We start from the raw sequence: 26,454 nt of genomic DNA, 5'->3' as shown, positions 1-26,454 counted from the left end.
GCGAGGTGTCCGCCACGCACAGTCTTCGCTATAATCCGCGACCTGCCCACGCCGCAGGCTCATCGAGCACCTGTTTATTACGCTCTGGGCCGCCATTACCCCCGGTCTACCTTGGGCCTGAAAGGATCGAGCATGTTTGAAAACCTAACCGACCGTCTCTCGCAGACGCTGCGCCATGTCACCGGCAAGGCCAAGCTGACCGAGGACAACATCAAAGACACCCTGCGCGAAGTGCGCATGGCGCTGCTCGAAGCCGACGTTGCGTTGCCGGTGGTCAAGGACTTCGTCAACTCGGTGAAGGAGCGTGCGGTCGGCACCGAAGTGTCCCGCAGCCTGACGCCGGGCCAGGCTTTTGTGAAGATCGTCCAGGCCGAGCTGGAAAGCCTGATGGGCGCGGCCAACGAAGATTTGAACCTCAGCGCAGTGCCACCGGCCGTGGTGCTGATGGCCGGTCTGCAGGGTGCGGGTAAGACCACCACCGCCGGCAAGCTTGCGCGCTTCCTTAAAGAGCGCAAGAAAAAGAGCGTGATGGTGGTCTCCGCGGACGTCTACCGTCCGGCGGCTATCAAACAGCTGGAAACCCTGGCCAATGATATTGGCGTGACCTTCTTCCCATCGGACCTGAGCCAGAAGCCGGTAGCTATCGCCGAAGCGGCTATTAAGGAGGCGAAGCTCAAGTTCATCGATGTCGTGATTGTCGACACCGCCGGTCGCCTGCACATCGACAGCGAGATGATGGACGAGATCCAGGCGCTGCACGCGGCCATCAAGCCGGTGGAAACCCTGTTCGTGGTCGACGCCATGACCGGACAGGACGCCGCCAACACCGCCAAGGCCTTTGGCGACGCGCTGCCGCTGACCGGTGTGATCCTGACCAAGGTCGACGGCGATGCCCGTGGTGGTGCCGCGCTGTCGGTGCGGGCCATTACCGGCAAGCCGATCAAGTTCATCGGTATGGGCGAGAAGAGCGAAGCCCTGGAGCCGTTCCACCCCGAGCGCATCGCTTCGCGCATCCTCGGCATGGGCGATGTGCTCAGCCTGATCGAACAGGCTGAAGCGACCCTCGACAAGGACAAGGCCGACAAGCTTGCTAAAAAACTGAAGAAGGGCAAGGGCTTCGACCTCGAAGACTTCCGCGATCAGTTGCAGCAGATGAAGAACATGGGCGGTCTCGGCGGCCTGATGGACAAGCTGCCGAACATCGGTGGCGTGAACCTGGCGCAGATGGGCAATGCCCAGGGCGCGGCAGAGAAGCAGTTCAAGCAGATGGAAGCCATCATCAACTCCATGACCCCGGCCGAGCGCCGCGACCCCGAGCTGATCAGCGGTTCGCGCAAGCGCCGGATCGCCATGGGCTCCGGTACCCAGGTGCAGGACATCGGTCGCTTGATCAAGCAGCACAAGCAGATGCAGAAGATGATGAAGAAGTTCTCCGCCAAGGGCGGTATGGCCAAGATGATGCGCGGCATGGGCGGTATGTTGCCCGGCGGCGGCATGCCGAAGATCTGAAGAATCCGCGCCGGCCGTCATGCCGGCGCTTTTTTCCACGGGGACGTGGAATCCCGGGCAAACCCTCGATTGGGGTGCGCTCACTCGCTGTCGCTTGCGGCAGCTCCATGGCAAATCTGAATGGCAGCCGACGGGCGCCGGAAAAAGTCATTTGCAAAAGTCCGGATATTCCTTAGAATATGCGGCCTTTCGGGCACCCATGCCCGCTGTGCATTTAGATTTGCAGCACCGACTACAGGAACGATGTTCACATGCTAACAATCCGTCTTGCCCTTGGCGGCTCCAAAAAGCGCCCGTTTTACCACTTGACCGTGACCGACAGCCGCAATCCACGCGACGGTTCGCACAAAGAACAAGTTGGCTTCTTCAACCCGATCGCTCGTGGTCAAGAAGTCCGCCTGTCCGTGAACCAAGAGCGCGTAGCCTACTGGCTGAGCGTTGGTGCACAGCCTTCTGAGCGTGTTGCTCAGTTGCTGAAGGAATCGGCTAAGGCTGCAGCCTGAACCCTATGAACGCGACGCCAGCTCCTGCTGATGATTTGATCGTTATCGGCAAAATCTACTCTGTTCATGGCGTTCGCGGCGAAGTGAAGGTCTTTTCCTTTACTGATCCGATTAAAAACCTGTTGGACTACAAAACCTGGACGCTCAAGCGCGAAGGTAGCGTGAAGCAGGTTGAGCTGGTCAGCGGACGCGGGAACGACAAGTTCCTGGTCGCAAAGCTCAAGGGTCTTGATGATCGCGAGGAAGCTCGTCTTCTGGCCGGTTACGAGATCTGCGTGCCGCGCAGCCTGTTCCCTGAACTGACCGACGGCGAGTACTACTGGTACCAGCTGCAAGGTCTCAAGGTTATCGACGGCCTCGGGCAACTGCTCGGGAAGATCGATCACCTGCTGGAGACCGGCTCGAACGATGTAATGGTGGTCAAGCCTTGCGCTGGCAGCCTGGATGATCGCGAACGCCTGTTGCCCTATACCGAGCAATGCGTGTTGGCCGTCGACCTGGCCGCGGGCGAGATGAAGGTGGAATGGGATGCGGACTTCTAAGCGTGGCTAACTTGCGCGTAGAAGTGATCAGTTTGTTTCCCGAGATGTTCTCCGCCATCAGCGAGTACGGCATAACCAGCCGCGCGGTGAAACAGGGGCTGTTGCAGCTGACCTGTTGGAATCCGCGAGACTACACCACGGATCGACATCACACTGTGGACGATCGCCCGTTTGGCGGTGGTCCGGGCATGGTGATGAAGATCAAGCCCCTGGAAGATGCACTGGTTCAGGCCAGAAACGCAGCCGGGGAGGGCGCGAAGGTGATCTACCTGTCGCCCCAAGGCCGCCAACTGAATCAGTCGGCGGTGCGCGAGTTGGCGAATGAGGATGCATTGATCCTGATTGCTGGTCGTTATGAAGGCATTGACGAGCGTTTTATTGATGCTCATGTCGATGAAGAGTGGTCGATTGGCGACTATGTACTCTCCGGTGGCGAGCTGCCGGCGATGGTCCTGATTGATGCGGTTACGCGACTGCTGCCCGGAGCTTTAGGGCATGTGGATTCCGCGGAGGAAGATTCCTTCACGGACGGTCTGCTGGATTGCCCGCACTACACCCGACCGGAGGTGTATGCGGATCAGCGTGTTCCCGACGTGTTGCTAAGTGGCAACCACGCACACATCCGGCGTTGGCGTTTACAGCAGTCCCTTGGTCGGACCTATGAACGACGCGCCGATCTTCTGGAAAGCCGCTCGCTTTCTGGAGAAGAGAAGAAGCTGCTCGAGGAATATCTCCGCGAGCGGGACGATAGTTAACAACGTATCGATGGTAGATCCGACGATTTACCTTAGGAGCACAGCATGACCAACAAAATCATCCTTGCACTCGAAGCAGAGCAGATGACCAAAGAGATCCCAGCCTTTGCCCCGGGCGACACCATTGTCGTTCAGGTGAAAGTGAAGGAAGGTGATCGTTCCCGTCTGCAGGCGTTCGAAGGCGTAGTTATCGCCAAGCGCAACCGCGGTGTGAACAGCGCGTTCACCGTACGTAAAATCTCCAACGGCGTTGGCGTAGAGCGTACTTTCCAGACCTACAGCCCGCAGATCGACAGCATGGCTGTCAAGCGTCGCGGTGACGTGCGTAAAGCCAAGCTGTACTACCTGCGCGACCTGTCGGGTAAAGCAGCTCGCATCAAGGAAAAACTGGCTTAAGTCCAGCTTCCGATGCAGAAAAAAGCAGCCTACGGGCTGCTTTTTTGTTGCCTGTCATTTAATGCCCGGAGCGGTTCAGCAGGGCGCAGACCGTGTTGGCGATCCGTTCCAGCAGTACCTCGTCATAAGGCAGCCAGGGCACGGCGGTCAATTTGCCGCTTTGCGCCGCCAGGGCCATCTCCACGGGTTCGCCATCGCGTGTCACGCGCCCGGTGGCCAGATGCACCGCATGGTCGCCGATGCGGACATGGCGCCCCTCCAGCGACAATTTCCCCTCCTCGATAAGTGGGGCGAAAGCCCTGCCCAGCACGTGTTGGCGCATCAGAGCCATCTGGGTGAGGTTGTGCCCGGCCAGCAGGTTCAGGCGTTGCTCGCGCCGGGCTGCCGGCATTTGCGGCAGGGGCTGGCCGGTGGCGCTCTGTGCCAGCTCTTCGATGGCGAAACTGCTGACGCTCACCAGCAGGTCGATGGCCCGGCAGGCTTCTGAAAACACCTGCGGCGGCACATCCTGCAGCAGCATCGGCTGCCAATGTTTATCGGTGCGCCGAGCGAAGCTTGCGCTGCCGGACAGGCAGTGCCCCTGCAGCCCCGGATAGAGTGCAGCGTCCACCGCAAAGCTCACCCGGATATCCCCCAGGTTCCGGCTCAGGCCGCTGTCCCTGTCGATCTTCCAGCCTTCGCGGCGGGCCAGGCCGATCAGGGGGCGGATGGACAGGCTGTATCCGGCGAATGCCTGGCAGGTGCGGCTTTCCAGCTCTTGCTGAGAGGCCAGGTAGTACTCGCGAAACACTTGGCGCAGCGGTTGTTCGATCCGGCGTTCGCTGATCAGGGCCTGCCAGGCGTGGCGCTCTGCGGCGTTGGCTGACAGCGGGTGCCATAGCGAAATCCTGCACCCGGCATCCAGGCTCAGCGGTTGGCCCCGGGAGTCTAGCGCTTGCGCATTTGCGTCCAGCAGGAAGCTGCGGCGTTGGCCATCTGTGCAATGGGCAACCCAAACCAGTGAGCGGGCAAAGGGCGAGCCCACGGCGGAGTCCGCCAGTTGCGCTTGCCAGTCGCTGAAAGACAACTCAAAGGCTTGCCACAGCCCGGATTCCAGGCAACTGGCCAGAAGCCCGTGCTGGGCCTTGCCGGGCGTGCTGGTGGGGGCCAGGCGCAGGGCTATCTCGGGGCGTTGGGCCAGGCCGCGTTCGGCAGGTTTGAGGTTGCGGGCGAGTTTTTTCTGGATGCTGGCATGGCGCACCAGGCCCAGGGCGCTGCGCAGTGCCTGCACGCTTTCCGGGGTTGGCACCTGCTCGATGCAATGCCCCAGGGCGATGGCCAGGGACTGCGACGGCGCAGTCTTGGCCTGGGTCGGGGCGACGCAGGCCTTGGGCAGCAAAATGTCCATCAGTGGCGGCAGCCAGGAGGCATCGCGCAGCAGGGCGACCCGCGCGGCGCGGGCGATCACCGGAGTGTCGTCGGTGGTAAAGGCGCCATCGGCCACATAGGGCGTGGCGCCGCTGTGGATGGCGTCCAGGCGCTGGGCTGCGGTATTGAGGATCTGCTGTGAGAATTCGACGTACGCCGCGTCATCCATCAGCACCCTGGCCGGATCGGCGCTCAGGTGATGATGGCCGGTCCAGTACTCGCTGCCGGCCAGGGCCTGCCGTGAGCGAGGCTCCAGTTGCCCAAGCAGTTCGAACTCCTGCCGGGCGTAGGGCGCATCGGCGTAGTGTTGTTCCACGCAACGCCGCAGAGCCATGCGGGTTTCTTCATCCACCCATTGCGCCAGCACGTACGCCTGGTGGTAGTACAGCGCCCACTGTGGGCCCGGTTCCGCAAGGATCCTGCGCAGTTCCTCGGTCAGGGCGGGGCTCGGTGTTCCGCTGAAACAGGCCAATTGTTCCAGCGCTTCCTGCCAGTTCACGCAACTGCGCAGCGCCTCCAGCAGGGTGGTTTGATCGAGGGCCGGGCTCAGCTCCAGTTGCGTGGCCTGTTGCACGATCGCGGTCGCCAGTTGCTGTGCCGCCGGGTTGGCATGGTCGCGCAGGGCCCGGCGGATGGCCGGCCACAGGCTGCCCAATTGAGCGGGCGTCAATGGGCTGATGTCGGGCGGCGGGCCGATGAAGTTCGGATGATCCACTCGGTCGGTGTTCAGGCGTTGTTGCAGGTGTGCGACGAGCGAAGGCGCGAGCGGGGCATCCATGGCGGCGGGTCTCCTTTTTCAGTGCGCGGATAATCGCATTTTTTATCGCCGGTTGTGGCCTCTGGCCCCTGGTGGGTTCTTTCGGCCCCTGCCGGGCGGCGATATACTCGCCGGCCCAATAAAGTGTGATCGCCCGATCCGTGCAGCCCGCACGGACGCCCAGGGTGCGTCGCATCCTCCCGGCAATCCTGGCCTGGTTCTATCCACAGGCGGGCCGCCCCGATTATTCCCATCCAGCCTTGGGTCGCTGCCCTGCAGCGCTCATGGGCGTTCCATGCCCGCAGCGTGCCCGTGCGCGGATCCATCCATTCAGGCAGTAGTCCGATGACCCTTCGTGAGCAAGAAATCCAGCGCCGTACCGAACTCTCGGTGACCCGCGTGACCAAGGCGGTATTCCCGTCCACCACCAATCATCACAACACCCTGTTCGGCGGCACTGCCCTGGCCTGGATGGACGAGGTTTCGTTTATCGCCGCGACCCGTTTCTGCCGGCTGCCGCTGGTGACGGTGTCCACCGACCGCATTGATTTCAACCATCCGATTGCCGCAGGTTCGATCGTCGAATTGGTGGGGCGAGTGGTGAAGGTGGGTAACACCAGCCTCAAGGTCGAAGTCGAGGTGTTTGTAGAGAGCATGAGCTGTGATGGTCGGGAAAAGGCCATCCATGGCTTGTTCAGCTTTGTCGCCATCGACGATGACAAGCGCCCGGTACCGGTGCTTCCAGGGTTTGCGACGTAGGAGCCGGCGTGCCGGCGAATAAGCCATCGGGCCTCTTCGCTGGCAAACCAGTTCCTGCAAGGGGGAGCGTTACAGGGACTCGGGCTGGATCAGGGCCAGCAGCGTCCAGCCTGCCGCCGGCTTGAGGCTGCTGTCTGGGGTGACGACATGCACCCAGCCGCTACTGTCGCGGGCAAACAGCAGGGTGGCGCGTTCGCCGTGCAGGGCCTGGTAATCGTCCCAGCCAAAGGCTTCGGTCAGGTTGGTGCTGTACAGCTCCGCGCCCTGGCCCAGCAGGCTGGCCAGCTTGGTGTAGGTCAAGGCCTCGTTGCCCAGCAACTGGCCGCGGTGTTCGTGGCTGGCCCGGTGCTTGTCGGTGCGCTGGCTTTCCTGGCTGTTGGCCAGGGCGAACAGGCGCTGGTGGCCGAAGTCGTGGCGAAAGCGCATGGCGGCCAGGGTGTTCAGCTCTCCTGAGGGCGAGAGTGCAAGCAAGTGGCCCAGGCCCACCAGGTCCAGATGGGCATCGGCGTGCTGCGAGGCCGGGTTGCCGAAATAGGTGGGCAGCCCTTCCATGCGCGCCGCGCGAATGTTTTCCCAGCTGGAGTCGGTCAACAGCACCCGGCTGCCCAGTTGCTGCAAGGCTTTGCCAAGGGTCCGTGCCGGGCCGTTGGCGCCGACGATGAGAAAGCCGCTGGGCGCCGGCTCGGCGACTTTCAACAGGCGCGCCAGGGGGCGAGCCGTGGCGCTTTGCAGGACCACGGTGCCGATGATCACGGCAAAGGTCAGTGGCACCAGTAGCAATGCCCCCTCATGACCGGCTTCATCCAGGCGGATGGCGAAGATCGCCGACACCGCTGCGGCAACAATCCCCCGTGGGGCAATCCACGCCAGCAAGGCGCGTTCACGCCAGTTGAGGCTCGACCCGGCCGTGGACAGCAGCACGTTCAGTGGCCGGGCGATGAACTGGATCACCAGCAGCAGGATCAGCACCAGCGGGCCCAGGGCTATCAGCGCCTTGAGGTCCAGGCGTGCCGCCAGGAGGATGAACAGCCCGGAAATCAGCAGCACGCTGAGGTTTTCCTTGAAGTGCAGGATGTGCCGCACATCCACGCCCTTCATGTTGGCCATCCACATGCCCATCAGGGTCACCGCCAGCAGCCCGGATTCGTGCATCACCTGGTTGGAAGCGATGAAGATTCCCAGCACTGCCGCCAGGGTTGCCAGGTTGTGCAGGTATTCCGGCAGCCACTGGCGGCGCATGATGCTGCCCAGCACCCAGCCGCCGGCGATGCCGAACAGACTGCCGCACAGGATCACCCCGCCAAAGGTCAGCAGGCTCTGGCTCAGGCCGGCGCCCTCGGCGCTGGCGATGATGAAGCTGTAGACCACCACCGCCAGCAGGGCGCCGATAGGGTCGATGACGATGCCTTCCCAGCGCAGGATATTGGCGATCGAAGCCTTGGGCCGCACTACCCGCAGCATGGGCACGATCACCGTCGGTCCGGTGACCAGGGTCAGGGTGCCGAACAGCAGGGCCAGCATCCAGTCGAAGCCCAGCAGCCAGTGGGTGGCCAGGGTGATCACGGCCCAGGTGGACAGCGCGCCGATGGTCACCAGGCGGTGCACCACACTGCCGATCTCGCGCCACTCGGAGAGGTGCAGGGTCAGGCTGCCTTCGAACAGGATCAGCGCCACCGCCAGCGAAACCAGGGGCATCAGCAGCGGGCCGAACATCTCCTGCGGGTCGAGCCAGCCCAGTATCGGCCCGGCCAGAATGCCGCTGAGCAACAGAAAGAGAATGGCCGGCAGTTTCAGCCTCCAGGCCAGCCACTGGCAGCCCAGCGCGGCCACGCCGATGCCGCCGAAGGCCAGTAGAATCTGTTGTTCACTCATCAATGCACCCTGTTCCTGAAAATGGCTGGCTATGAAAGACTAGCGACCCTGCGCGCAGTTCACTATTTTTTTACGCCTGGCCTCTGGGCCGCGCCTTTCGAGTCTTTATGCCTGCCATCGACCACCCCCTGATCGACCGTTTTCTCGACGCCCTGTGGTTGGAGAAAGGCCTGTCCGACAACACGCGCGACGCCTATCGCAGTGACCTGGCGTTGTTCAACGGCTGGTTGCAGGAGCAGGGGCTGGAGTTGCCGCGGGCCGGGCGCGAGCTGATCCTCGATCACCTGGCCTGGCGCGTGGAGCAAGCCTACAAGCCCCGCTCGACAGCGCGATTCCTCTCGGGCGTGCGTGGTTTCTATCGCTATCTGCTGCGGGAAAAGCTGATTGAAATCGATCCCACCTTGCAGATCGACATGCCGCAACTGGGGCGTCCGTTGCCCAAGTCGCTGTCGGAGGCGGATGTGGAAGCGCTGTTGGCCGCGCCGGACCTGAGCGAGGCCATCGGCCAGCGCGACCGGGCCATGCTCGAAGTGCTCTATGCCTGCGGCCTGCGGGTTACCGAGCTGATCAGCCTGACCCTGGAGCAGGTCAACCTGCGCCAGGGCGTGCTGCGGGTCATGGGCAAGGGCAGCAAGGAGCGCCTGGTGCCCATGGGCGAGGAGGCGATTGTCTGGGTCGAGCGCTACATGCGTGATGCCCGTGCCGAGCTGCTGGGCGGGCGCCCCAGCGACGTGCTGTTCCCCAGCCTGCGTGGCGAGCAGATGACCCGCCAGACCTTCTGGCATCGGATCAAGCACCAGGCCAAGGTCGCCGGGATCGGCAAGGCGCTGTCGCCCCACACCTTGCGCCATGCCTTCGCTACCCATCTGCTCAATCACGGCGCAGACTTGCGAGTGGTGCAGATGCTGTTGGGTCATAGCGACCTGTCCACCACCCAGATCTATACCCATGTAGCCCGCGCCCGGCTGCAGGATCTGCACGCCAAGCACCATCCGCGCGGTTGATTTGCCTTCCGGGCCGTGCTTTGCGTCGCCCGTAGTCGGTGCCGGCAAACAGATGTGATAGGCTTTGCCGGTTTGCAAAACGGCTGTTTGCGAGCGGTTGCCATGGTGATCGCTGCGAGTGGCCCATTTGCCCGCCTTCAGGAGTTCCCATGCGCTTGACCCAGATTTTTGCCGCCGCCTCCCTGGCGCTGCTCAGCACTTTTGCCATGGCCGATGACAGTGCCGAGAAAGCCATCCGCAAGAGCCTCGAGACCCTGCAGCTCGAAACGCCTGTGGAAAGCATTACCGCCAGCCCCATGGGTGGCCTGTACGAAGTCAAGCTCAAGGGCAGCCGCGTGCTGTACGCCAGCGCCGACGGCCAGTTCGTGGTCCAGGGCTACCTGTTCCAGCTCAAGGATGGCAAGCCGGTCAACCTCACCGAAAAAACCGAGCGCCTGGGCATTTCCAAGTTGATCAACGGCATTCCGGTCGCGGAAACTGTGGTCTATCCAGCCATTGGCGAGACCAAGACCCACATCACCGTATTCACCGACACCACCTGCCCGTACTGCCACAAGCTGCACGCCGAAGTGCCCGAGCTGAACAAGCTGGGTGTGGAAGTGCGCTACGTGGCGTTCCCGCGCCAGGGCCTGGGCTCGCCGGGTGACGAACAGCTGCAGGCGGTCTGGTGCTCGGCGGACAAGAAAGCCGCGATGGACAAGATGGTCGACGGCAAGGAAATCAAGGCCGCCAAGTGCGCCAACCCGGTGTCCAAGCAATTCGCCCTGGGCCAGTCGATCGGTGTCAACGGCACCCCGGCCATCGTTCTGGCCGATGGCCAGGTGATTCCCGGCTACCAGCCGGCACCGCAGATCGCCAAACTGGCCCTGGGTGCGAAATAATCCTGCATCGTCACGCTAGCCTTTGACGATCATGGCCCGCCGGCCAAGCCGGCGGGCCATTAATAGAGAGCCGCGCAGTTTGCGGCTGTATTCCACGGCCGGCCTAGAGTCGGCCGTTTTATGGGGAGTTCAGAGTGAATCCGGTCAAAGTAGGCATCTGTGGGCTGGGTACTGTCGGTGGCGGTACCCTAAACGTACTTCAGCGCAACGCCGAGGAGATTGCCCGCCGTGCCGGGCGTGGAATCGAAGTAGCGCAGATTGCTACCCGTACGCCAAAGCCGCAGTTCCAAACGACCGGTATTGCGATTACCAACGATGTCTTCGCCGTGGCCACCAACCCTGAAATCGATATCGTCATCGAGCTGGTGGGCGGCTACACCGTGGCCCGTGACCTGGTGCTCAAGGCCATCGAGAACGGCAAGCACGTGGTCACCGCGAACAAGGCGCTGATCGCCGTGCACGGCAACGAAATCTTCGCCAAGGCCCAGGAGAAGGGCGTGATCGTGGCCTTCGAAGCCGCCGTGGCCGGTGGCATCCCGGTGATCAAGGCGATCCGCGAAGGCCTGTCGGCCAACCGTATCAACTGGCTGGCGGGGATCATCAACGGCACCGGTAACTTCATCCTCTCGGAAATGCGCGAGAAGGGCCGCACCTTTGAAGACGTGCTGGCCGAAGCCCAGGCCCTGGGCTACGCCGAAGCCGATCCGACCTTCGACGTCGAAGGCATCGATGCCGCGCACAAGCTGACCATCCTGGCGTCCATCGCCTTTGGTATCCCGCTGCAGTTCGACAAGGCCTACACCGAAGGCATCACCAAGCTCACCACCGCCGACGTGAACTACGCCGAGGCCCTGGGCTACCGCATCAAGCACCTGGGTGTGGCGCGCCGCACCGAGGCCGGTATCGAGCTGCGGGTGCACCCGACCCTGATTCCGGCCGATCGCCTGATCGCCAACGTCAACGGTGTGATGAACGCGGTCATGGTCAATGGCGATGCCGCCGGTTCGACCCTGTTCTACGGCGCCGGCGCGGGCATGGAGCCGACCGCTTCCTCGGTGGTGGCCGACCTGGTGGACGTGGTTCGCGCCATGACCAGTGATCCGGAAAACCGCGTGCCGCACCTGGCGTTCCAGCCTGACTCGCTATCGGATCATCCTATCCTGCCGATCGAGTCCTGCGAGAGCGCCTACTACCTGCGCATCCAGGCCAAGGATCACCCGGGCGTACTGGCCCAGGTGGCGAGCATTCTTTCCGAGCGCGGCATCAACATCGAATCGATCATGCAGAAGGAAGTGGAAGAGCAGGACGGCCTGGTGCCGATGATCCTGCTGACCCACCGTGTTCTGGAGCAGCACATCAACGATGCGATCACCGCCCTGGAGGCCCTGCAGGGCGTCGTTGGCCCGGTGGTGCGTATCCGCGTCGAACATTTGAATTAATGAAGCAGCCGCAAGTGGCAAGCGGCAAGCGCCAAGTCAGAAGCTGATCGGCTTTGACTTGAGGCTTGAAGCTTGCGGCTTGAGGCTCAAACCGAAGGTTTGTCCCCATGCGCTATATCAGTACTCGTGGCCAGGCACCGGCCCTGAATTTCGAAGATGTGCTGCTGGCAGGTCTGGCCAGCGACGGCGGTCTCTATGTGCCGGAGAACCTGCCGCGTTTCACTCAGGAAGAAATCGCTTCCTGGGCTGGCCTGCCGTATCACGAGCTGGCGTTCCGGGTCATGCGCCCGTTCGTCACCGGCAGCATTCCGGACGCCGATTTCAAGAAGATCCTTGAAGAAACCTACGGCGCCTTCTCCCACAACGCCATTGCGCCGCTGCGCCAGCTCAACGGCAACGAGTGGGTGCTGGAGCTGTTCCATGGCCCGACCCTGGCATTCAAGGACTTCGCCCTGCAGCTGCTGGGTCGCCTGCTGGACTACGTGCTGGAGAAGCGCGGCGAGCGCGTGGTGATCATCGGTGCCACCTCCGGTGACACCGGCTCGGCGGCCATCGAAGGCTGCAAGCGTTGCGACAACGTCGACATCTTCATCCTGCATCCGCACAACCGTGTATCGGAAGTGCAGCGCCGGCAGATGACCACCATCCTCGGCGAGAACATCCACAACATCGCCATCGAAGGCAACTTCGACGACTGCCAGGAAATGGTCAAGGCCAGCTTCGCCGACCAGGGCTTCCTCAAGGGCACTCGCCTGGTGGCGGTGAACTCGATCAACTGGGCGCGGATCATGGCCCAGATCGTCTACTACTTCCACGCGGCCCTGCAGTTGGGCGGCCCGGCACGTTCCATCGCGTTCTCGGTGCCCACCGGCAACTTCGGCGACATCTTCGCCGGCTACCTGGCGCGCAACATGGGCCTGCCGATCAGCCAACTGATCGTCGCCACCAACCGCAACGACATCCTGCACCGCTTCATGAGCGGCAATCAGTACGTCAAGGAAACCCTGCACGCGACCCTGTCGCCGTCCATGGACATCATGGTCTCGTCGAACTTCGAGCGCCTGCTGTTCGACCTGCACGGTCGCAACGGCGCGGCCCTGGCGGCCTTGATGGACAGCTTCAAGCAGGGCGGCGGTTTCAGCGTCGAACAGGATCGCTGGACCGAAGCGCGCAAGCTGTTCGACTCCCTGGCGGTGAACGACGAGCAGACCTGCGAAACCATCGCCGAAGTCTTCGCCCAGACCGGCGAAGTGCTGGACCCGCACACCGCGATCGGGGTCAAGGCCGCCCGTGAATGCCGGCGCAGCCTGGATACACCCATGGTGGTCCTGGGCACCGCGCACCCGGTCAAGTTCCCGGATGCGGTGGAAAAGGCCGGTGTCGGCAAGGCTCTGGAGCTGCCGGCGCACCTGTCCGACCTGTTCCAGCGTGAAGAGCGCTGCACGGTCCTGGCCAACGACCTGAAAGCGGTGCAGGCTTTTGTCAGCCAGCACGGCAATCGTGGCAAGCCGCTCTGATTCATTGGCTTCGCCGACTAACAAGCCCGTCTTCTGACGGGCTTTGTTTTTTCTTGCCCCAGTGGCATGAGTGTGGCTCGCAAGACGTCGGGAGGCCCGGATGATTCGCCGTCGAACCTATCGGAAACTGCCCGTCCAGCGCTGGCTGTGCGGGCCTGTGCTGGTCTGTGCAATATTCGCTTGGGCGGCACCTGCCTACGCCGCTCAGAACCTGTCTTTCAAGTTGGTGCCGGCCTTTGTCGATCTCGACCCCTTGCCCCTGGCTCCCGCCGAGCAGCGATGGCTGAAAAGCCACCGGACCCTAAGGGTGGGGATTTCCATCGATGACTACCAGCCCATCGACATCACTCGCGACCGTAACCGTTACCAGGGCATCAGCGCCGATTACCTGAGCCTGGTGGGCGAGCGCCTGGGGACGTCCATGGAGGTCGTGGGCTTTTCCGAGCGCGAGCAGGCGGTGGAAGCGCTGCGCAACGGCGCCATCGATGTGCTGACCAGTGCCAACGGCTATGAGCGCGGGGCGCCGGGGCTGCGTTTTACCAGTGACTACATGCCGGACCTGGCGGTGGTCGTGGTGCGTCGGGACGAGCCGCAGCCCAGTGACGACCTGGCGGGCAAGAAGGTGGTGCTGCTGGACGGCTACGCCAATGCCGCCCAGGTCCATGCGGCCTATCCCGACAGCCAGATCATGCTTTCACCGAACCTCTACAGCGGCCTGGAAGCGGTGAAGCAGGGGGATGCCGACGCCTTCATCGGCAACGAGGTGATCGTTCGCGCCTACAAGGCCCTGCGTCCCTACCTGGGGTTGCAGATCCACGTGGAAAGCCGCCTGCCGCCCACCGGCTTTGCCTTCGCCACCCGCGACAGCAATGTGCTGCTGGCGCAGTTGCTGGAAAAGGCCCTGCAAAGCATCGATGAATCCATACGCCGGGAAATCCAGGCACGCTGGACCACTGGCCTTGGGGCGAGCAACTTCGCCGAGCCGATCGAGCTCAGCGCCCAGGAACAGGCCTGGATCCTCCAGCACCAGCATGTGGTGGTGGCCTCCCAGCAATACCCGCCCCATGTGTTCAAGGACAAGGAAGGCCAGTGGACCGGCCTCAATATCGACCTGCTCAACCGTATCTCGCGCATGACCGGGCTGCATTTCGTGCAGAAGGAAAGCCAGACTACTGCCCAGACTCTGGAACTGCTGGAAAGCGGGCAGGCGCAGATGAACACCACCCTCACGGCCAGCGACGACCGGCGGTTGTTCCTGAACTTCTCCCATGCCTTCGGCGGCGCGGCCTGGGTGTTCGTGGTGCGTCCCGAGGACCGGCGCCTGAGCAGCCTGAGGCAGATGGCGGGGGAGGTGCTGGTGCTTCCGGCCCGGCACACCCTGGAGAGCTTTATCCGGCGCAACTACCCGGACATTCGCCTGCGCAGCGTTGCCAGCTATGAAGAGGCCCGGGCCCTGGTCAGCAATGGAGAGGCCATGGCGACTATCCAGAGCGAGGTGCAAGCCCTGGGGCCGGCCGAGACCGGGGTGATGGTAGGGCGCAGTGTCGAGGGCACCTGGTCGGCCGACGAATTTTCCGTGCGCAAGGACCAGCCCGAGCTGTTGAGCATTCTCAACAAGGCACTGGAAGCCTTGCCGGTAGCGGAGCTCAGCGCTCTGCGCCTGAAATGGCTGGGGGCTACGCCAGTGCCGGTGCCTGCCTGGCAGCGCGTGCCGAACTGGGTGTATTGGGCGATTGCCACAGCGCTGCTGTTCGGCCTGATTTCCCTGGCCTGGAACAGTCGACTCAAGCGCCAGATCCAGCAGCGATTGCTGGCCGAACAGCGGCTCAATGATCAACTGGTGTTCAAGCGGGCCTTGCTCGACGGTATTCCCAACCCGATTTTCGTGCGCGACCTGCAGGGGCGTTTGATGACCTGCAACAAGAGTTATGAACAGCAATTGGGCGCCAGCCTGGCGCAGATCCAGGGGCGGCAACTGACCGAACTGGACATCCTGCCGCCGGCCACCGCCCAGCAGTTGCATGGTGAGTTCATGCAGTTGCTGGCCTCCGGTGAGTCGGTGTTCGCCGACCGACAGGTGGAGTCCAGGGATGGCCCTATCGATGTCTATCAGTGGGCAGTGCCGTTCTACAGCGCAGAAGGGCAGTTGCAGGGCTTGCTGGGCGGCTGGATCGACATCACCGAGCGCAAGCGCCTGGAGAACCAACTGGTGGAGGCGCGCCAGGCGGCCGATCAGGCCAACGCGGCGAAGACGGCTTTCCTGTCCACCATGAGCCATGAGATCCGCACACCGATGACCGCCATCCTTGGCCTGCTGGAGCTGGAGAAAGAGCAGGCGCGGCTGCGCGGCGTGCCCTTTTCCGAAGCCCTGCGGGTGGCTTACCAGTCTGCCCAGGAATTGATCGGCCTGATGGGCGATAGCCTGGACCTGGCCAAGATCGAGGCCGGGTATATGCACCTGGTGCCCCAGGTCACCGCCCTCAAGCCGTTTTTCGAGAGTATCCGGCAGTTGTTCGAGGTCACGGCGCGCAACCAGGGCGTGCAGTTGCAGCTGGTGTTCAGTGAGCGGGCCAAGGGCCGTTATCTGTTCGACCCGGCGCGCCTGCGCCAGGTACTGCACAACCTGTTGAGCAACGCGCTGAAATTCACCGCCCAGGGCGAGGTGCGGATGACGGTGGAGTGCCAGCCTGACGAGTCCGGCCTTGAGTGCCTGCGCGTCAGCGTTGCGGACACCGGCCGCGGTATCAGCGCCGAGCAGCAGGCCAAGCTGTTCACGCCCTTTGTCCAGGCCGATGCCATGACCTCGTCAGCCTACGGCGGCACGGGGCTGGGGCTGAGTATCTGCCGGCAACTGGTGGAGCTGATGGGCGGGCGGATTCACCTGCTCAGCGAGCCTGGGGTCGGCACTGTGGTGTCGCTGGAGTTGTACCTGGAGCGGGTCAGTGACGATTTCGAGTCTGGGCCGGCGTCGACGCAGGAACGTCCGCCGAGCCGGAGCATGGAGGTGCTGGTGGTGGATGACTTGAGCGCCAACCGCATGGTCCTGTGCCAGCAACTGATGTTCCTCGGGCACCGGGTGGTGGCCTGTGACAATGCCCGGGAGGCGTTGCAGCAATGGCGTGGCGGCACCTTCGACGTGGTGATGACTGACTGCAACATGCCGGAGATGAGCGGCTACGCCCTGGCCGAGGCGATACGCCAGGCCGAGGCACAGGAAGGGCGCGGGCGTTGTCCGGTGATCGGCTGCACCGCCAATGCCTTCGAAGACGAGCGCGAGCGCTGCGAGGAGGCCGGAATGGATCAACTGCTGGTCAAGCCGGTAACCCTGGATCAGTTGGCCCAGGCCCTGGCGCGCTTCCTGCCGCCGCCATCCTTCAACATCCAGACCTTGCGCAGCATGACCCAGGCCGACGACCAGGTGCTGCAACGCATGCTGCACGAGTTGTTGCGCAACCTCGCCGAGGAGCAGCAGGCGCTGGAAGCGGCGCACCAGGCCCGCGACCGGGAACGCCTAGGGGGTACCCTGCATCGGCTCAAGGGCGTGTGCTGCCTGATCGATGCCCTGCCCCTGGCCAGGGCCTGTATCGAGCTCGAGGGGCTGGTCAAGGGGCGCCAGGACGAGGCCATCGATCGTCATTGGCCATTGTTGCTGGAGGTCATCGCCAGCTTGCGCAGTGATATCCAGGCTGTCCTGGATGATTAAGACTTGTCCTATGTGTGCGCAGGAATTGTCTGATTAACCTGCCGGCTCGTTGTGGATACTTGCCACGCACGTCGTACCGGAGGTTGCCCCATGCATTCGCTTAAAGTGCTGATTCTCGAAGATAACTCGTTCCAGCTGATGGCCCTGCACCAGATGCTCAACGCCAATGGCGTGTTCAATGTGCTGACCGCCGAGAGTGTCGAGGCCGCGCGGCGTTCGCTGGACAGCAAGGGGCCGGTGGATATCGCCATCTGCGACCTGTACCTGGAGCAGGCCGACGGGCTGGAGTTGATCCGTGACCTGGCCCGCCAGGAGCGGGCCCGGGCGCTGATCATCCTCAGCGATGCTGAAGAGGATGTGCTGGAGGGGGCGGCCGGCATGGCCCGGGAGCTGGGCCTGAAAGTGCTGGGATGCCTGCCCAAGCCGGCCTCGGTGGCGGTGATCGGCGACTTGCTCACCGCCTACCAGCAGCACTCCAGGCAGGGGGCGCCGGCGCCGGACCAGGCGTTGCTGCGGGACTTGCTCGGGCTGGAGCCGTTTTCCCTCGACAGCGTCACCCAGGAGGAAGGGCTGGCGGCGATCCTGGGCCACGGCGTGGCGCATTTCCAGCCGGTCATCCAGCCCCACGGCGAGCTCCAGGGGGTCGAGGCCCTGGCCCGCTGGCAGCACCCCGAACGCGGGCTGCTGATGCCCGGGGAGTTTCTGCCATTGATCGAGTTCGCCGGCCTGCAGGAGATCTTTACCTGGCACATGCTGGAACAGGCCCTGGAGCTGGCGGCCGGGGTGAAGCTGGTGATGGGCCATTCGTTGCCGGTGGCAGTGAACATTCCCATCGGCATCCTTGAACGGCCGCTGTTTCCCCGTCAGCTGGAGGCCTTGCTCAGACGTTTCGAAGTGCCCGCCCGGCTGCTGACCCTGGAAATCATCGACACCACCCGGCTACAGACCGACACCGCCCATGTGGAGGCGCTGCTGCGTCTGCGGATGATCGGCTGCAAATTGTCCATCGGCGACTTCGGCATCGGCGGCACCAGCCTGCAGCGCCTGTTGGAACTGCCCTTTACCGAGTTGAAGATTCCCCCGGTGTTCGTGGCGGGCATGGCGGCCGACGAGCGCAAGGTGGCCCTGGTCGGTGGGGCGATGAACATGGCCCGGCGCATGTCCCTGGGAGTGGTGGTGGCCGGAATCGAGAGCGAGGCCGACTATAAGGCGGCCAAGGCCCTGGGGGCGGCCCATCTGCAGGGCTGCTTCCTGGCCGGGCCGATGAGCGCTGCCCAGATGCGCCAATGGCTGGCGCAGGCGCTGGACCGGGGTGCTGAGGGGGCTGGCGCTGAGGGCCTGTGTGCCTAGGACAGCCCGTGCTCCTGCACGTAGATGTACAGCGCGGCTTCGCTGGACAGGCCGAGCTTGCGCATGGCACTGACCTTCTGCGCACTGACGGTCTGCTTGCTGCGGTTGAGTTGCGCGGCAATTTCCCCGACCGCATGGCCAGCGGCCAACAGGCGGATCACTTCCAGCTCCCGCGGCGACAACTGATCGCTGGAAACCAGGCGGTCCGGCCCCACTTCGCCGGCCAGGCTCAGGGCCTGCTTGATGGCCTGGGCGATGTAGGGCTTGTGTTGCCGCGCCCGGGCGATGGCAGTCGGCAGCTCGTCCGCCAGGCTGGCCTTGCTCAGCAGGCCCGTTACTCCCAGATCGAGGATCGAGCGGAACAGCCCGGGGTGGTTGAGCATGGTCACCACCACGATGGGCAGGTCGGGGTGGCGGCGGCGCAGCTGTTCGATCAGGCGCAGGCCGTCGTTCTGCTGTTCGGCTGGCATCATGAAATCCGTCACCAGCACATCGCATTCGATCTCCTGCATCAGTTGCGCCAGGGCGGAGGGCGAGCTGGCCTCGCCGACGATGGCCAGGCTGTCGTCCTGTTCCAGGACGGCGCGCAGGCCAATGAGGAAGATCGGGTGGTCGTCGGCAAGGATGATGCGCAATTTGTTGTTCGTCGTTGCTTTCAAAGCTGAGCTCCAATGCAAAGGCGGCGTTGTTTGCGCCTGGTCGGCCGTTTTTCAGCTGTCATATTACCCGTGCATGCTCGGTTGACTCAGGTCGGCAGCAGTAGGTGTGGCGAACTTTCTTCTCTGAGCGATGGTCACTTGAATGTCAGAAAGCTACCGGCATTTTTGTTTTCGAACCTTTAATTCGAGCTATTGAGTGGTGATCTAGATGGAAAGTATCAGTCTTTTATTGAGTGAGGCCCTGAGCCCTTACCAGGTTGCTCTGACGCCTTGCGGGGCTCGGGGCGAATGCCTGGTGACCTTGAAGAATGCTGCCGGCGCCATCGTGGTGGAGCGTGAGGTCAATCGGGCCCAGCTCACTGACAAGCGCCTGCTCACTGATGTGGTGGACGGCCTGCACCGTGATGTGCTGATCGCCGAAGGCCGGCTCGAACCCTGCGTGATCGCTGCTCTGCGCCATGCCGCCGAAGACAAGGCGTTCGCCCGGCGCAATTGATCTGAAATTTTACGGAACCTTCCGCCAGGCCCGTCAGTCAGACTCAGTATCAGCAGGATCAGGCATTGTGCTCCGGTGCTTGTGGCCTGCTGGTACGGGTCTGCAAAGACCACGTTTAACCCCGAGTCGTCTCCCCACTTCTCGGGGTTTCTTTTTGCCCGGCGTTTGTCAGTGGTCCTTCAGGTCCTGGAAGTAGGCCCGGGCATCGGCGCGGTATTCATCGCGCATTCCGGGGTCCAGCCAGGCGGCATACAACTCCACCAGTCGCTCCTCGCGCAGCTTGAGCAGGGCCTGGTTGATCCGGGTGATGGCTTTGCGGCCCTGCGGGGTATCGGAGCAGCCGACGTGGATTTCCTGATACTTGCTGGTGCCTTCGACCGGGTAGAACTCCAGATCCTGCGGGTCCATGCCCTGCTGCACGGCCTGGTAGCGGATTTCCGGCCAGTAGCCCAACAGCAGTTGCAGGCGTCCCAGGCGCTGCATCTGCAGCAGGCTGCCCAGGGCGTCGTTGCCGTAGTGGGCGCGGATCTGCTGCGGAGCAACCTGCTGCAGCAGGTTGTCGAGCTGTTGCCCGTAGCTGCGCTCGGCCACCACCCCGATCAGTTCCTTGCCACTGTCGAGCAGGCCATGCAGGTCGACCTTGCCGTCATGGATGAAGTGCGCGATCTGTTCACGGTCGGCACGGCGGATCGCCAGGCCATTGCTCAGCACTCGAAAGCTGGTGATGGAAAAGGCCACCCATTGCGCACGCTCCTTGTTCCAGATCAGCGCCGGATCACAGGTGAAGCTGGGGTCGCGCAACATCTGCATGCCCCGGGCGCGATTGACCCGTACCAGTTCGTGCTGGTACTCCGGCAGGCTGGCAATCAATTGCGGCATCAGCAGGTCGACCACTCCTCGATCTTTTTGCTGGCCCTCGAAAATATTCAGCGGCGGCAGGTCGCGCAGCAGCCAGGTGAGCATTTCGCCGGCGTGGCCGGGGGCGCAGGGCAGCCACAGCAGGCAAGTCGCGAGCGCCATCGTCAACCGGCCAAGGCCTGGCCTCGGGCGTCGCTGGGCCCGTTGCGGGGGGGCAGTGTGAGACGGCTGTTTCAGCTTAGATTGCCCCAGAGTTGCGCAGGTCCTGGATCTGCTCGCTGCTGTAGCCCAGGCCGGCCAGAACTTCGCTGGAATGTTCGCCGAGCTCGGGGCCGACCCAGTCGGCCGAGCCCGGAGTCTGCGAGAGCTTTGGCACGATGCCGGGCATCTTGAAGGCCTTGCCGTCCGGCAGCCTGGCCTGGAGGAACATTTCCCGGGCGAGGAATTGCGGGTCGTGGAACATGTCCTCGGCGCTGAAGATCCGGCTCGCCGGGACTTCGGCCTGGTTCAACTGCTCCAGCACCTGCTCCAGGGGCAGGGACGCCACCCAGCGGTCGATCACCCCATAGAGTTCGTCGCGGCGGGTGTCGCGCCCGTCGTTGCTGGCCAGGGCCGGGTCATTGGCCAGGTCCTCACGGCCGATCAGGAGCATGAAGCGCTTGAAGATCGCATCGCCGTTGGCGCCGATCTGCACGTGCTTGCCGTCGGCACTGGTGTGGATCGACGAAGGGGTGATGCCGGGCATGATGTTGCCACTTCGTTCGCGGATGAAACCGAATACATCGAACTCCGGAACCATGCTTTCCATCATGGCGAAGATCGCCTCGTACAGCGCCACGTCCACCACCTGCCCCTGGCCGCCGTTGACCTCGCGGTGACGCAGCGCCATCAGCGCGCCGATCACCCCCCACAGGGCAGCGATGGAGTCGCCGATGGAGATTCCGGTGCGCACCGGTGGGCGGTCCTCGAAGCCGGTGATGTAGCGCAGGCCGCCCATGGATTCGCCCACCGCGCCGAAGCCCGGCTGGTCCTTCATCGGCCCGGTCTGGCCAAAGCCCGATAGCCGCACCATCACCAGTTTGGGGTTCAGGGCGTGCAGCACGTCCCAGCCCAGGCCGAGTTTTTCCAGCACGCCGGGGCGAAAGTTCTCGATCAGGATGTCCGCTTCGCCCAGCAGTTGCTTGAGCACCGCCAGGCCTTCCGGGTGCTTGAGGTTCAGGGTCAGGGACTTCTTGTTGCGTGCCTGGACGAACCACCACAGCGAGGTGCCTTCATACAGCTTGCGCCACTTGCGCAGCGGATCGCCGCCATCGGGTGACTCGACCTTGATCACCTCGGCACCGAACTCGGCGCAGATGCGCGAGGCGAAAGGGCCGGCGATCAGGGTGCCGAGTTCTATCACTTTCAATCCGGCGAGGGGCTTGCTGAGGCTGGTCATGGGGCATCCGCTGGGCAGGAAAATCCGCCTAGCCTAGACCATTGGTCGCCATTAAGGCAGCGCCTGACGCCTGCCTTTGCCGATTATTTCCCGCTCGGGCCAAGGATTATTGTGCTTCTCATTCCATTGGGCGGCAGGGTTTAATGACGCCGCTTGAAAAAAGAGCAGTTGCGAAAGCTGTAAAAGGGTCTATGCAGCGATGGACGCCTTGCGGCTGTTTGCCGAGCGATCTTCCTGATATTTCTTGTTACAAATGTCGCCTGTAAATTTTACATGTGATGAATTGAAAACCTTACATGTGATGTTTTAGTCTCTGCGCCATGGAAAACAAATCCTCAGCCCATTACCAACGTTTATTCCGCCAGCGCCTGCGTGATCAGGGCTTGGTGAAAAAGGAAGTCTGGATACTGCCCGAGAACGCCCAGGCGTTGCTGGCGGTTGAACGCAAACTGCGTCAGCCCTTCGAGGGGCTGGCTCCTGTGGAAAAGGATGGAGAAATGAGCATGCCGCAGATCTGGAATGCCCGATCGTTGTGCCAGGCCCTGGCAGCCACCGAGCTGTTCAATAGCGGCGAAGCCAGCGTTGAGTTGCTAGAGGGTGCCGAACCGAGCTTGCACGTGACCATGCGCGAATACGGCGACCTGCCGTTGTTCGTCGCCCTGTCCGGCGAGCAGATCCTGGTGGAGGCGCTGCTGTGGCCGCAAAGCGAAGTGACCGATGTGGCCGCGTTCAACGAGGAAGTGTTGCTCAGCCGCCAGTTGTTCCCGCTGTCGAGCATCGGCCTGGAAACCCGTTTTGGCGGTGAGCGCCACTACATGATGTACGGCGCCCTGAGCGCAACCTCGATTCTCTCCAACGTGCTCTACGAGATCGAAACCCTGGCCAGCAACGTGATCAGGGCAACCGAGGCCTACGAAGGCTACCTGAAGGCTCAGGCCTGACCTGGAGGAATGCACATGAACGTATGGAGCAAGCTGCTCACCGCGCTGCGCGGTGGTGCCAATGAGGCGGGCGAGGCCCTGGTGGACAGCCAGGCCCTGAGGATTCTCGATCAGGAGATCCGCGACGCCGATCAGGAGCTGCGCAAGTCCAAGGAAGCCCTGGCCGAGATCATGGCCCGGCAGAAACTCGCCGCCGAGCGCGCCAACGGCAGCGCGGCCAAGGTCGCCGAGTATGAAAGCTACGCCCTCAAGGCCCTGGAGGCGGGGAACGAAACCCTTGCCCAGGAAGTGGCGCAAAAGATCGCCAACCTGGAAAATGACTTGGCCGTGGAGCGTGAGCAGGCCGATGGTTTTGCCACCAGCGTCGCGCAGTTGCGCAAGGCCGTGACCCAGGCCGAGGGCAATATCAAGCATTTGAAACAACAGGTGGATACCGTCAAGGCCACCGAAAGCGTGCAGAAGGCCCAGCAGGCCGTGGCCCAGCGCTACGGCGGCTCCCAGAGCAAGCTGCACACCGCCGTGGAGTCCCTGGAGCGGATCAAGCAGAAGCAGGCCGAGCGCGCGGCAAAGATGGACGCCGCGGCCGAGCTGGCCAGCACTAGCAACCCGGACGATGCCCTGGATGCCAAGCTGCGTGAAGCCGGGATTGTTGCCGGCAGCACCAGCGCCGACAGTGTGCTGGCGCGCCTCAAGGACCGTAGCAAGTCCTGATTCACCGTTGTGTTGTAGGGGCGGGGCCGCCTGGCCTTGCCCGGCTTTTTCAGGGATAGGAAAGCAATGGAAATCTTCCTGCAGACAGTGTTGTCGTTCCCCACAGTGCTGTTCAGCTTCATGCTCTGCCTGGCCGTGATCTACTGGGCCGTGGTGGCCATGGGCATGCTTGAAGTCGACCTGCTGGACTTCGAGGCCGACTCGCTGCTCGACAGTGCCCACGCCGGCGAAGGCCTGGCCGGGCTACTGATCAAGTTCAAGCTCAACGGGGTGCCGGTCACCCTGGTGCTGACCCTGCTGATGTTCTTCAGCTGGTTCCTGACCTATTTCGCCGAACTCTACGTGCTCAGCCACCTGCCCCTGGGTTGGCTGCGCTACCCCCTGGGCCTGTTGCTGGCGGTGCTCGCATTGTTCCTGGCAGCGCCCATCAGCGCGACGATCTGTCGTCCGCTGCGCCCGCTGTTTCTCAAGATGGAGGCCACCAGCAGCAAGTCGGTGCTGGGGCAGACGGCTGTGGTACGCAGCGGCAGAGTCACCCTGGAACATGGCGAAGCCGTGCTCGAGGACGGCGGCGCGGGCCTGATCCTGCGTGTGCGTGCCGATGAGGCACGAGCTTTCAAACGCGGCGATCGCGTCGTGTTACTGGAGTATCTGGAGGCGCAACACGCCTATCGGGTCATTACAGAGGACGAGTTTCGCGGCCTCTGAGCCCGGGCTCCCTCAAGAATCAAAGGAGATTGATTGCATGAATTTACCGTCGCTGCTGCCCATCCTGCTCGGGATCGGCCTCGTCGTCCTGGTGGTCTTCGGCCTGTTGGCCCTGTTCAAGGCCTTCTATATCAAGGTTCCCCAAGGCACGGCGTTGATTGTCAACGACATGTCCTCGACCCCCAAGGTGCATTTCACCGGTGCCCTGGTGTACCCGGTGATCCACCTCAAGGAGTTCATGCGCATCTCGCTGATCACCCTGGAAGTCGACCGTCGGGCCAAGGACGGGCTGATCTGCCGCGACAACATGCGCGCCGACATCACCGTGGCCTTCTACCTGCGGGTCAATGAAACCCAGGAAGACGTGCTCAAGGTGGCCAAGGCCATCGGTGTCGACCGTGCCTCCGACCGCGCCGCGGTCAACGAACTGTTCAACGCCAAGTTCTCCGAAGCGCTGAAAACCGTGGGCAAGCAGTTCGATTTCGTCCAGCTGTTCGAGAACCGCCAGGACTTCCGCGACCGCATCATCGAGATCATCGGCAACGACCTCAACGGCTATGTGCTGGAAGACGTGGCCATCGACTACCTGGAGCAGACCGCCAAGCACTCCCTGGACCCGAGCAACATTCTCGACGCCGAGGGTATCCGCAAGATCACCGAGCTGACCGCGGCGCAGAACGTCATCACCAACGAACTGGAGCGCAACCAGGAACTGGCGATCCAGAAGAAGAACGTCGAGACCCGCGAAGCCTCGCTGTCCCTCGAACGCCAGCAGGCCGATGCCGAAGCCCGGCAGAAGCGCGAGATCGAAACCATCCGTGCTCGCGAGGAAGCCGAGACTGCCAAGGTCAAGGAAGAAGAGCGCCTGAAGGCCGAACAGGCACGCATTCAGTCCCAGCAGGAAATCGACGTGCGCACCGAGAACCATCAGCGCGAAGTCGAAGTGGCCCAGCAGAACCGCCAGCGTGCGGTGGTCATCGAAGTCGAGAAAGTCACCCGCGCCAAGGACCTGGAAGTGGTGGCCCGCGAGCGTGAAGTGGAACTGCAACGCATCGAGAAAGAAAAGGCTCTGGAAGAACAGCGCAAGAACATCGCCACAGTGATCCGTGAGCGGGTAGCGGTGGAGAAGACCGTGGCCCAGGAGGAAGAGCGGATCAAGGAAGTGCGCGAAGTCTCCGAAGCCGAGCGCGCCAAGCAAGTGGTGGTGATCCAGGCCCAGGCCGAAGCCGAGCAGGACCTGGTGCGCCAGGTGAAGCAGGCCGAAGCCGACGAGACCCGTTCCAAGCACAAGGCCGTGGAAATCAACAACCTGGCCCAGGCCGAACTGGAAGCCGCGGCCAAGCAGGCCGAAGCCAAGAAACGCCTGGCCGAAGGCCTGGAAGCCGAGCGCGCCGCGCCTGGCCTGGCCGATGCCCGGGTGCTGGAAATCACCGCAGCGGCCCAGGAAAAAGAAGGCCTGGCCCAGGCTCGCGTACGCACCGAGCAGCTGATTGCCGAAGCCCGTGGCGAGCAGGAAAAAGGCCTGGCCGACGCCCGCATCATGGAAGCCCAGGCGGCTGCCAAAGAGAAGGACGGCCTGGCAGAAGCCAAGGTCATGGAAGAGAAGCTCGGTGCCCAGGCCCGTGGCGAAGAACAGTTGGGCGCGGCCAAGGCCAAGGCCACCAAGGACCTGGGTTCGGCCGAAGCCGAAGTGCTGCTGCAGCGCCTGAACGCCGAGGCCGAAGGCCTGGGCAAGAAGTTCGGTGCCCTGGACTCCCTCAGCGACAGCGCGCGGTCCCACGAAGAGTTCCGCATGCAACTGGAGAAGAACTTCGAGGAAGCGATGGCCGCCATCGCCGCCAACAAGGAAATCGCCAAGGACCAGGCCGAAGTGCTGTCGGCTGCCCTCAGCAAGGCCAAGATCGAGATCGTCGGCGGCGAAGGCGACTTCTTCAATTCCTTCGCCAAGTCGCTGTCGGTGGGCAAGGCCATCGAGGGCGTGGTGGGCAAGAGCCCGGTGGTCCAGGACGTGCTGGCACGCCTGCTCAATGGCAAGGGCGCTCCGGCCGTAGCCGCTGAGCTGGCCGCCGCTGCCGTTACGCGCAAGGCCGACGCTCCGTCTGCCGAAGCCTGAAATGCCTGACCACAGCTGATTCGCCAGCCCTCGCCTGATCCTGTAGCCGTCGTTTTTATCGACGGCTGCAGGGCAGGTGTCAGGCGGCGGGTTTCAGCTGGCTGGTTTCAGGTGCCGGGCTCCAGGTTTGAGGAGC

Annotated in this window: 22 protein-coding genes; 17 read left to right on the top strand and 5 right to left on the bottom strand. The window is 63.0% G+C overall.

Going from position 1 to position 26,454, the window contains the following annotated elements:
- Positions 1–132: 132 nt before the first annotated feature.
- From ffh to rplS, 5 genes are all read left to right on the top strand, one after another.
- Positions 133–1,509: a signal recognition particle protein gene (gene ffh / locus BLS75_RS15210; protein ID WP_072443096.1), complete on the top strand. Its 1,377-nt coding sequence runs from the start codon at positions 133–135 to the stop codon at positions 1,507–1,509.
- Between the two features lie 251 nt (positions 1,510–1,760).
- Positions 1,761–2,012 (top strand): 30S ribosomal protein S16, encoded by a 252-nt coding sequence (gene rpsP / locus BLS75_RS15205; protein ID WP_007927680.1) that lies wholly within the window; start codon positions 1,761–1,763, stop codon positions 2,010–2,012.
- Positions 2,013–2,017: 5 nt separating this feature from the next.
- The gene (rimM, locus tag BLS75_RS15200; RefSeq protein WP_011059444.1) at positions 2,018–2,554 is read left to right on the top strand and encodes a ribosome maturation factor RimM; all 537 of its coding nucleotides are present in this window, start codon (positions 2,018–2,020) and stop codon (positions 2,552–2,554) included.
- On the top strand, positions 2,536–3,309 hold the full coding sequence (gene trmD / locus BLS75_RS15195; RefSeq protein ID WP_019094770.1) for a tRNA (guanosine(37)-N1)-methyltransferase TrmD: 774 nt from the start codon (positions 2,536–2,538) through the stop codon (positions 3,307–3,309). Before rimM ends, trmD begins: the two co-directional genes overlap by 19 nt.
- Before the next feature lie 45 nt (positions 3,310–3,354).
- Entirely contained in the window at positions 3,355–3,705 is a 351-nt protein-coding gene (gene rplS, locus BLS75_RS15190) for a 50S ribosomal protein L19 (protein WP_009047143.1), read from the top strand.
- 58 nt (positions 3,706–3,763) lie between these two features.
- On the opposite strand, the gene BLS75_RS15185 is transcribed toward rplS, so the two are convergent.
- Positions 3,764–5,890: a DUF4132 domain-containing protein gene (locus BLS75_RS15185; RefSeq protein WP_072451204.1), complete on the bottom strand. Its 2,127-nt coding sequence runs from the start codon at positions 5,888–5,890 to the stop codon at positions 3,764–3,766.
- A gap of 324 nt (positions 5,891–6,214) precedes the next feature.
- Between BLS75_RS15185 and BLS75_RS15180 the strand changes: the two genes are divergently transcribed.
- Positions 6,215–6,628, top strand: a complete 414-nt coding sequence (locus tag BLS75_RS15180) for an acyl-CoA thioesterase (protein WP_019094772.1) — start codon at positions 6,215–6,217, stop codon at positions 6,626–6,628.
- A gap of 69 nt (positions 6,629–6,697) precedes the next feature.
- On the opposite strand, the gene BLS75_RS15175 is transcribed toward BLS75_RS15180, so the two are convergent.
- Entirely contained in the window at positions 6,698–8,500 is a 1,803-nt protein-coding gene (locus BLS75_RS15175; protein ID WP_072451203.1) for a cation:proton antiporter, read from the bottom strand.
- 107 nt (positions 8,501–8,607) lie between these two features.
- Here BLS75_RS15175 and xerD point away from each other — a divergent pair, with 107 nt between their 5' ends.
- From xerD to BLS75_RS15145, 6 genes are all read left to right on the top strand, one after another.
- The gene (gene xerD, locus BLS75_RS15170; protein WP_011059449.1) at positions 8,608–9,504 is read left to right on the top strand and encodes a site-specific tyrosine recombinase XerD; all 897 of its coding nucleotides are present in this window, start codon (positions 8,608–8,610) and stop codon (positions 9,502–9,504) included.
- A 149-nt stretch (positions 9,505–9,653) separates the two neighbouring features.
- Positions 9,654–10,385: a thioredoxin fold domain-containing protein gene (locus tag BLS75_RS15165; protein WP_011059450.1), complete on the top strand. Its 732-nt coding sequence runs from the start codon at positions 9,654–9,656 to the stop codon at positions 10,383–10,385.
- 134 nt (positions 10,386–10,519) lie between these two features.
- A complete protein-coding gene (locus BLS75_RS15160; RefSeq protein ID WP_011059451.1) occupies positions 10,520–11,824 on the top strand; it encodes a homoserine dehydrogenase in 1,305 nt (434 codons plus the stop codon).
- Between the two features lie 107 nt (positions 11,825–11,931).
- A complete protein-coding gene (thrC, locus tag BLS75_RS15155; RefSeq protein WP_011059452.1) occupies positions 11,932–13,341 on the top strand; it encodes a threonine synthase in 1,410 nt (469 codons plus the stop codon).
- Positions 13,342–13,441: 100 nt separating this feature from the next.
- Positions 13,442–17,044: an ATP-binding protein gene (locus BLS75_RS15150; protein WP_072451202.1), complete on the top strand. Its 3,603-nt coding sequence runs from the start codon at positions 13,442–13,444 to the stop codon at positions 17,042–17,044.
- A 90-nt stretch (positions 17,045–17,134) separates the two neighbouring features.
- Positions 17,135–18,394: an EAL domain-containing response regulator gene (locus BLS75_RS15145; RefSeq protein WP_072451201.1), complete on the top strand. Its 1,260-nt coding sequence runs from the start codon at positions 17,135–17,137 to the stop codon at positions 18,392–18,394.
- On the opposite strand, the gene BLS75_RS15140 is transcribed toward BLS75_RS15145, so the two are convergent.
- Positions 18,391–19,053, bottom strand: a complete 663-nt coding sequence (locus tag BLS75_RS15140) for a response regulator (RefSeq protein WP_011059455.1) — start codon at positions 19,051–19,053, stop codon at positions 18,391–18,393. The genes BLS75_RS15145 and BLS75_RS15140 overlap by 4 nt on opposite strands.
- Positions 19,054–19,261: 208 nt before the next feature.
- Here BLS75_RS15140 and BLS75_RS15135 point away from each other — a divergent pair, with 208 nt between their 5' ends.
- Positions 19,262–19,549, top strand: a complete 288-nt coding sequence (locus tag BLS75_RS15135; RefSeq protein ID WP_011059456.1) for a DUF3509 domain-containing protein — start codon at positions 19,262–19,264, stop codon at positions 19,547–19,549.
- 168 nt (positions 19,550–19,717) lie between these two features.
- Here the strand turns inward: BLS75_RS15135 and BLS75_RS15130 are convergent, their stop codons facing one another.
- Both BLS75_RS15130 and BLS75_RS15125 read right to left on the bottom strand, forming a co-directional pair.
- A complete protein-coding gene (locus tag BLS75_RS15130; RefSeq protein WP_065364568.1) occupies positions 19,718–20,569 on the bottom strand; it encodes a TIGR02285 family protein in 852 nt (283 codons plus the stop codon).
- A gap of 76 nt (positions 20,570–20,645) precedes the next feature.
- Positions 20,646–21,845: a CaiB/BaiF CoA transferase family protein gene (locus tag BLS75_RS15125; RefSeq protein WP_011059458.1), complete on the bottom strand. Its 1,200-nt coding sequence runs from the start codon at positions 21,843–21,845 to the stop codon at positions 20,646–20,648.
- A 320-nt stretch (positions 21,846–22,165) separates the two neighbouring features.
- Between BLS75_RS15125 and BLS75_RS15120 the strand changes: the two genes are divergently transcribed.
- The 4 genes from BLS75_RS15120 (at position 22,166) to BLS75_RS15105 (ending at position 26,318) form a co-directional block, all read left to right on the top strand.
- Complete coding sequence (locus BLS75_RS15120) at positions 22,166–22,786, top strand: biofilm formation regulator BacA (RefSeq protein WP_072451200.1); 621 nt, start codon at positions 22,166–22,168, stop codon at positions 22,784–22,786.
- Positions 22,787–22,801: 15 nt separating this feature from the next.
- The gene (locus BLS75_RS15115; protein WP_072451199.1) at positions 22,802–23,497 is read left to right on the top strand and encodes a PspA/IM30 family protein; all 696 of its coding nucleotides are present in this window, start codon (positions 22,802–22,804) and stop codon (positions 23,495–23,497) included.
- 66 nt (positions 23,498–23,563) lie between these two features.
- A complete protein-coding gene (locus BLS75_RS15110; RefSeq protein ID WP_011059461.1) occupies positions 23,564–24,205 on the top strand; it encodes an OB-fold-containig protein in 642 nt (213 codons plus the stop codon).
- A gap of 37 nt (positions 24,206–24,242) precedes the next feature.
- Positions 24,243–26,318 (top strand): flotillin family protein, encoded by a 2,076-nt coding sequence (locus BLS75_RS15105; RefSeq protein WP_011059462.1) that lies wholly within the window; start codon positions 24,243–24,245, stop codon positions 26,316–26,318.
- Positions 26,319–26,454: the final 136 nt, after the last annotated feature.

The sequence above is a fragment of the Pseudomonas sp. NFPP12 genome (assembly GCF_900103205.1).
GTDB classification, from domain to species: domain Bacteria; phylum Pseudomonadota; class Gammaproteobacteria; order Pseudomonadales; family Pseudomonadaceae; genus Aquipseudomonas; species Aquipseudomonas protegens.
This window is presented reverse-complemented; position numbering and strand designations above follow the sequence as displayed.

What these genes read in the sequence shown, in the direction of transcription:
- thrC (WP_011059452.1), top strand. Translation starts at nt 11,932, where the DNA reads ATGCGCTATATCAGTACTCGTGGCCAGGCACCGGCCCTGAATTTCGAA.
- BLS75_RS15175 (WP_072451203.1), bottom strand. Translation starts at nt 8,500, where the DNA reads ATGAGTGAACAACAGATTCTACTGGCCTTCGGCGGCATCGGCGTGGCC.
- BLS75_RS15165 (WP_011059450.1), top strand. Translation starts at nt 9,654, where the DNA reads ATGCGCTTGACCCAGATTTTTGCCGCCGCCTCCCTGGCGCTGCTCAGC.
- BLS75_RS15145 (WP_072451201.1), top strand. Translation starts at nt 17,135, where the DNA reads ATGCATTCGCTTAAAGTGCTGATTCTCGAAGATAACTCGTTCCAGCTG.
- BLS75_RS15115 (WP_072451199.1), top strand. Translation starts at nt 22,802, where the DNA reads ATGAACGTATGGAGCAAGCTGCTCACCGCGCTGCGCGGTGGTGCCAAT.
- ffh (WP_072443096.1), top strand. Translation starts at nt 133, where the DNA reads ATGTTTGAAAACCTAACCGACCGTCTCTCGCAGACGCTGCGCCATGTC.
- BLS75_RS15130 (WP_065364568.1), bottom strand. Translation starts at nt 20,569, where the DNA reads ATGGCGCTCGCGACTTGCCTGCTGTGGCTGCCCTGCGCCCCCGGCCAC.
- BLS75_RS15125 (WP_011059458.1), bottom strand. Translation starts at nt 21,845, where the DNA reads ATGACCAGCCTCAGCAAGCCCCTCGCCGGATTGAAAGTGATAGAACTC.
- xerD (WP_011059449.1), top strand. Translation starts at nt 8,608, where the DNA reads ATGCCTGCCATCGACCACCCCCTGATCGACCGTTTTCTCGACGCCCTG.
- BLS75_RS15135 (WP_011059456.1), top strand. Translation starts at nt 19,262, where the DNA reads ATGGAAAGTATCAGTCTTTTATTGAGTGAGGCCCTGAGCCCTTACCAG.
- BLS75_RS15120 (WP_072451200.1), top strand. Translation starts at nt 22,166, where the DNA reads ATGGAAAACAAATCCTCAGCCCATTACCAACGTTTATTCCGCCAGCGC.
- rplS (WP_009047143.1), top strand. Translation starts at nt 3,355, where the DNA reads ATGACCAACAAAATCATCCTTGCACTCGAAGCAGAGCAGATGACCAAA.
- BLS75_RS15150 (WP_072451202.1), top strand. Translation starts at nt 13,442, where the DNA reads ATGATTCGCCGTCGAACCTATCGGAAACTGCCCGTCCAGCGCTGGCTG.
- rimM (WP_011059444.1), top strand. Translation starts at nt 2,018, where the DNA reads ATGAACGCGACGCCAGCTCCTGCTGATGATTTGATCGTTATCGGCAAA.
- BLS75_RS15110 (WP_011059461.1), top strand. Translation starts at nt 23,564, where the DNA reads ATGGAAATCTTCCTGCAGACAGTGTTGTCGTTCCCCACAGTGCTGTTC.
- BLS75_RS15105 (WP_011059462.1), top strand. Translation starts at nt 24,243, where the DNA reads ATGAATTTACCGTCGCTGCTGCCCATCCTGCTCGGGATCGGCCTCGTC.
- trmD (WP_019094770.1), top strand. Translation starts at nt 2,536, where the DNA reads ATGGGATGCGGACTTCTAAGCGTGGCTAACTTGCGCGTAGAAGTGATC.
- BLS75_RS15180 (WP_019094772.1), top strand. Translation starts at nt 6,215, where the DNA reads ATGACCCTTCGTGAGCAAGAAATCCAGCGCCGTACCGAACTCTCGGTG.
- BLS75_RS15185 (WP_072451204.1), bottom strand. Translation starts at nt 5,890, where the DNA reads ATGGATGCCCCGCTCGCGCCTTCGCTCGTCGCACACCTGCAACAACGC.
- rpsP (WP_007927680.1), top strand. Translation starts at nt 1,761, where the DNA reads ATGCTAACAATCCGTCTTGCCCTTGGCGGCTCCAAAAAGCGCCCGTTT.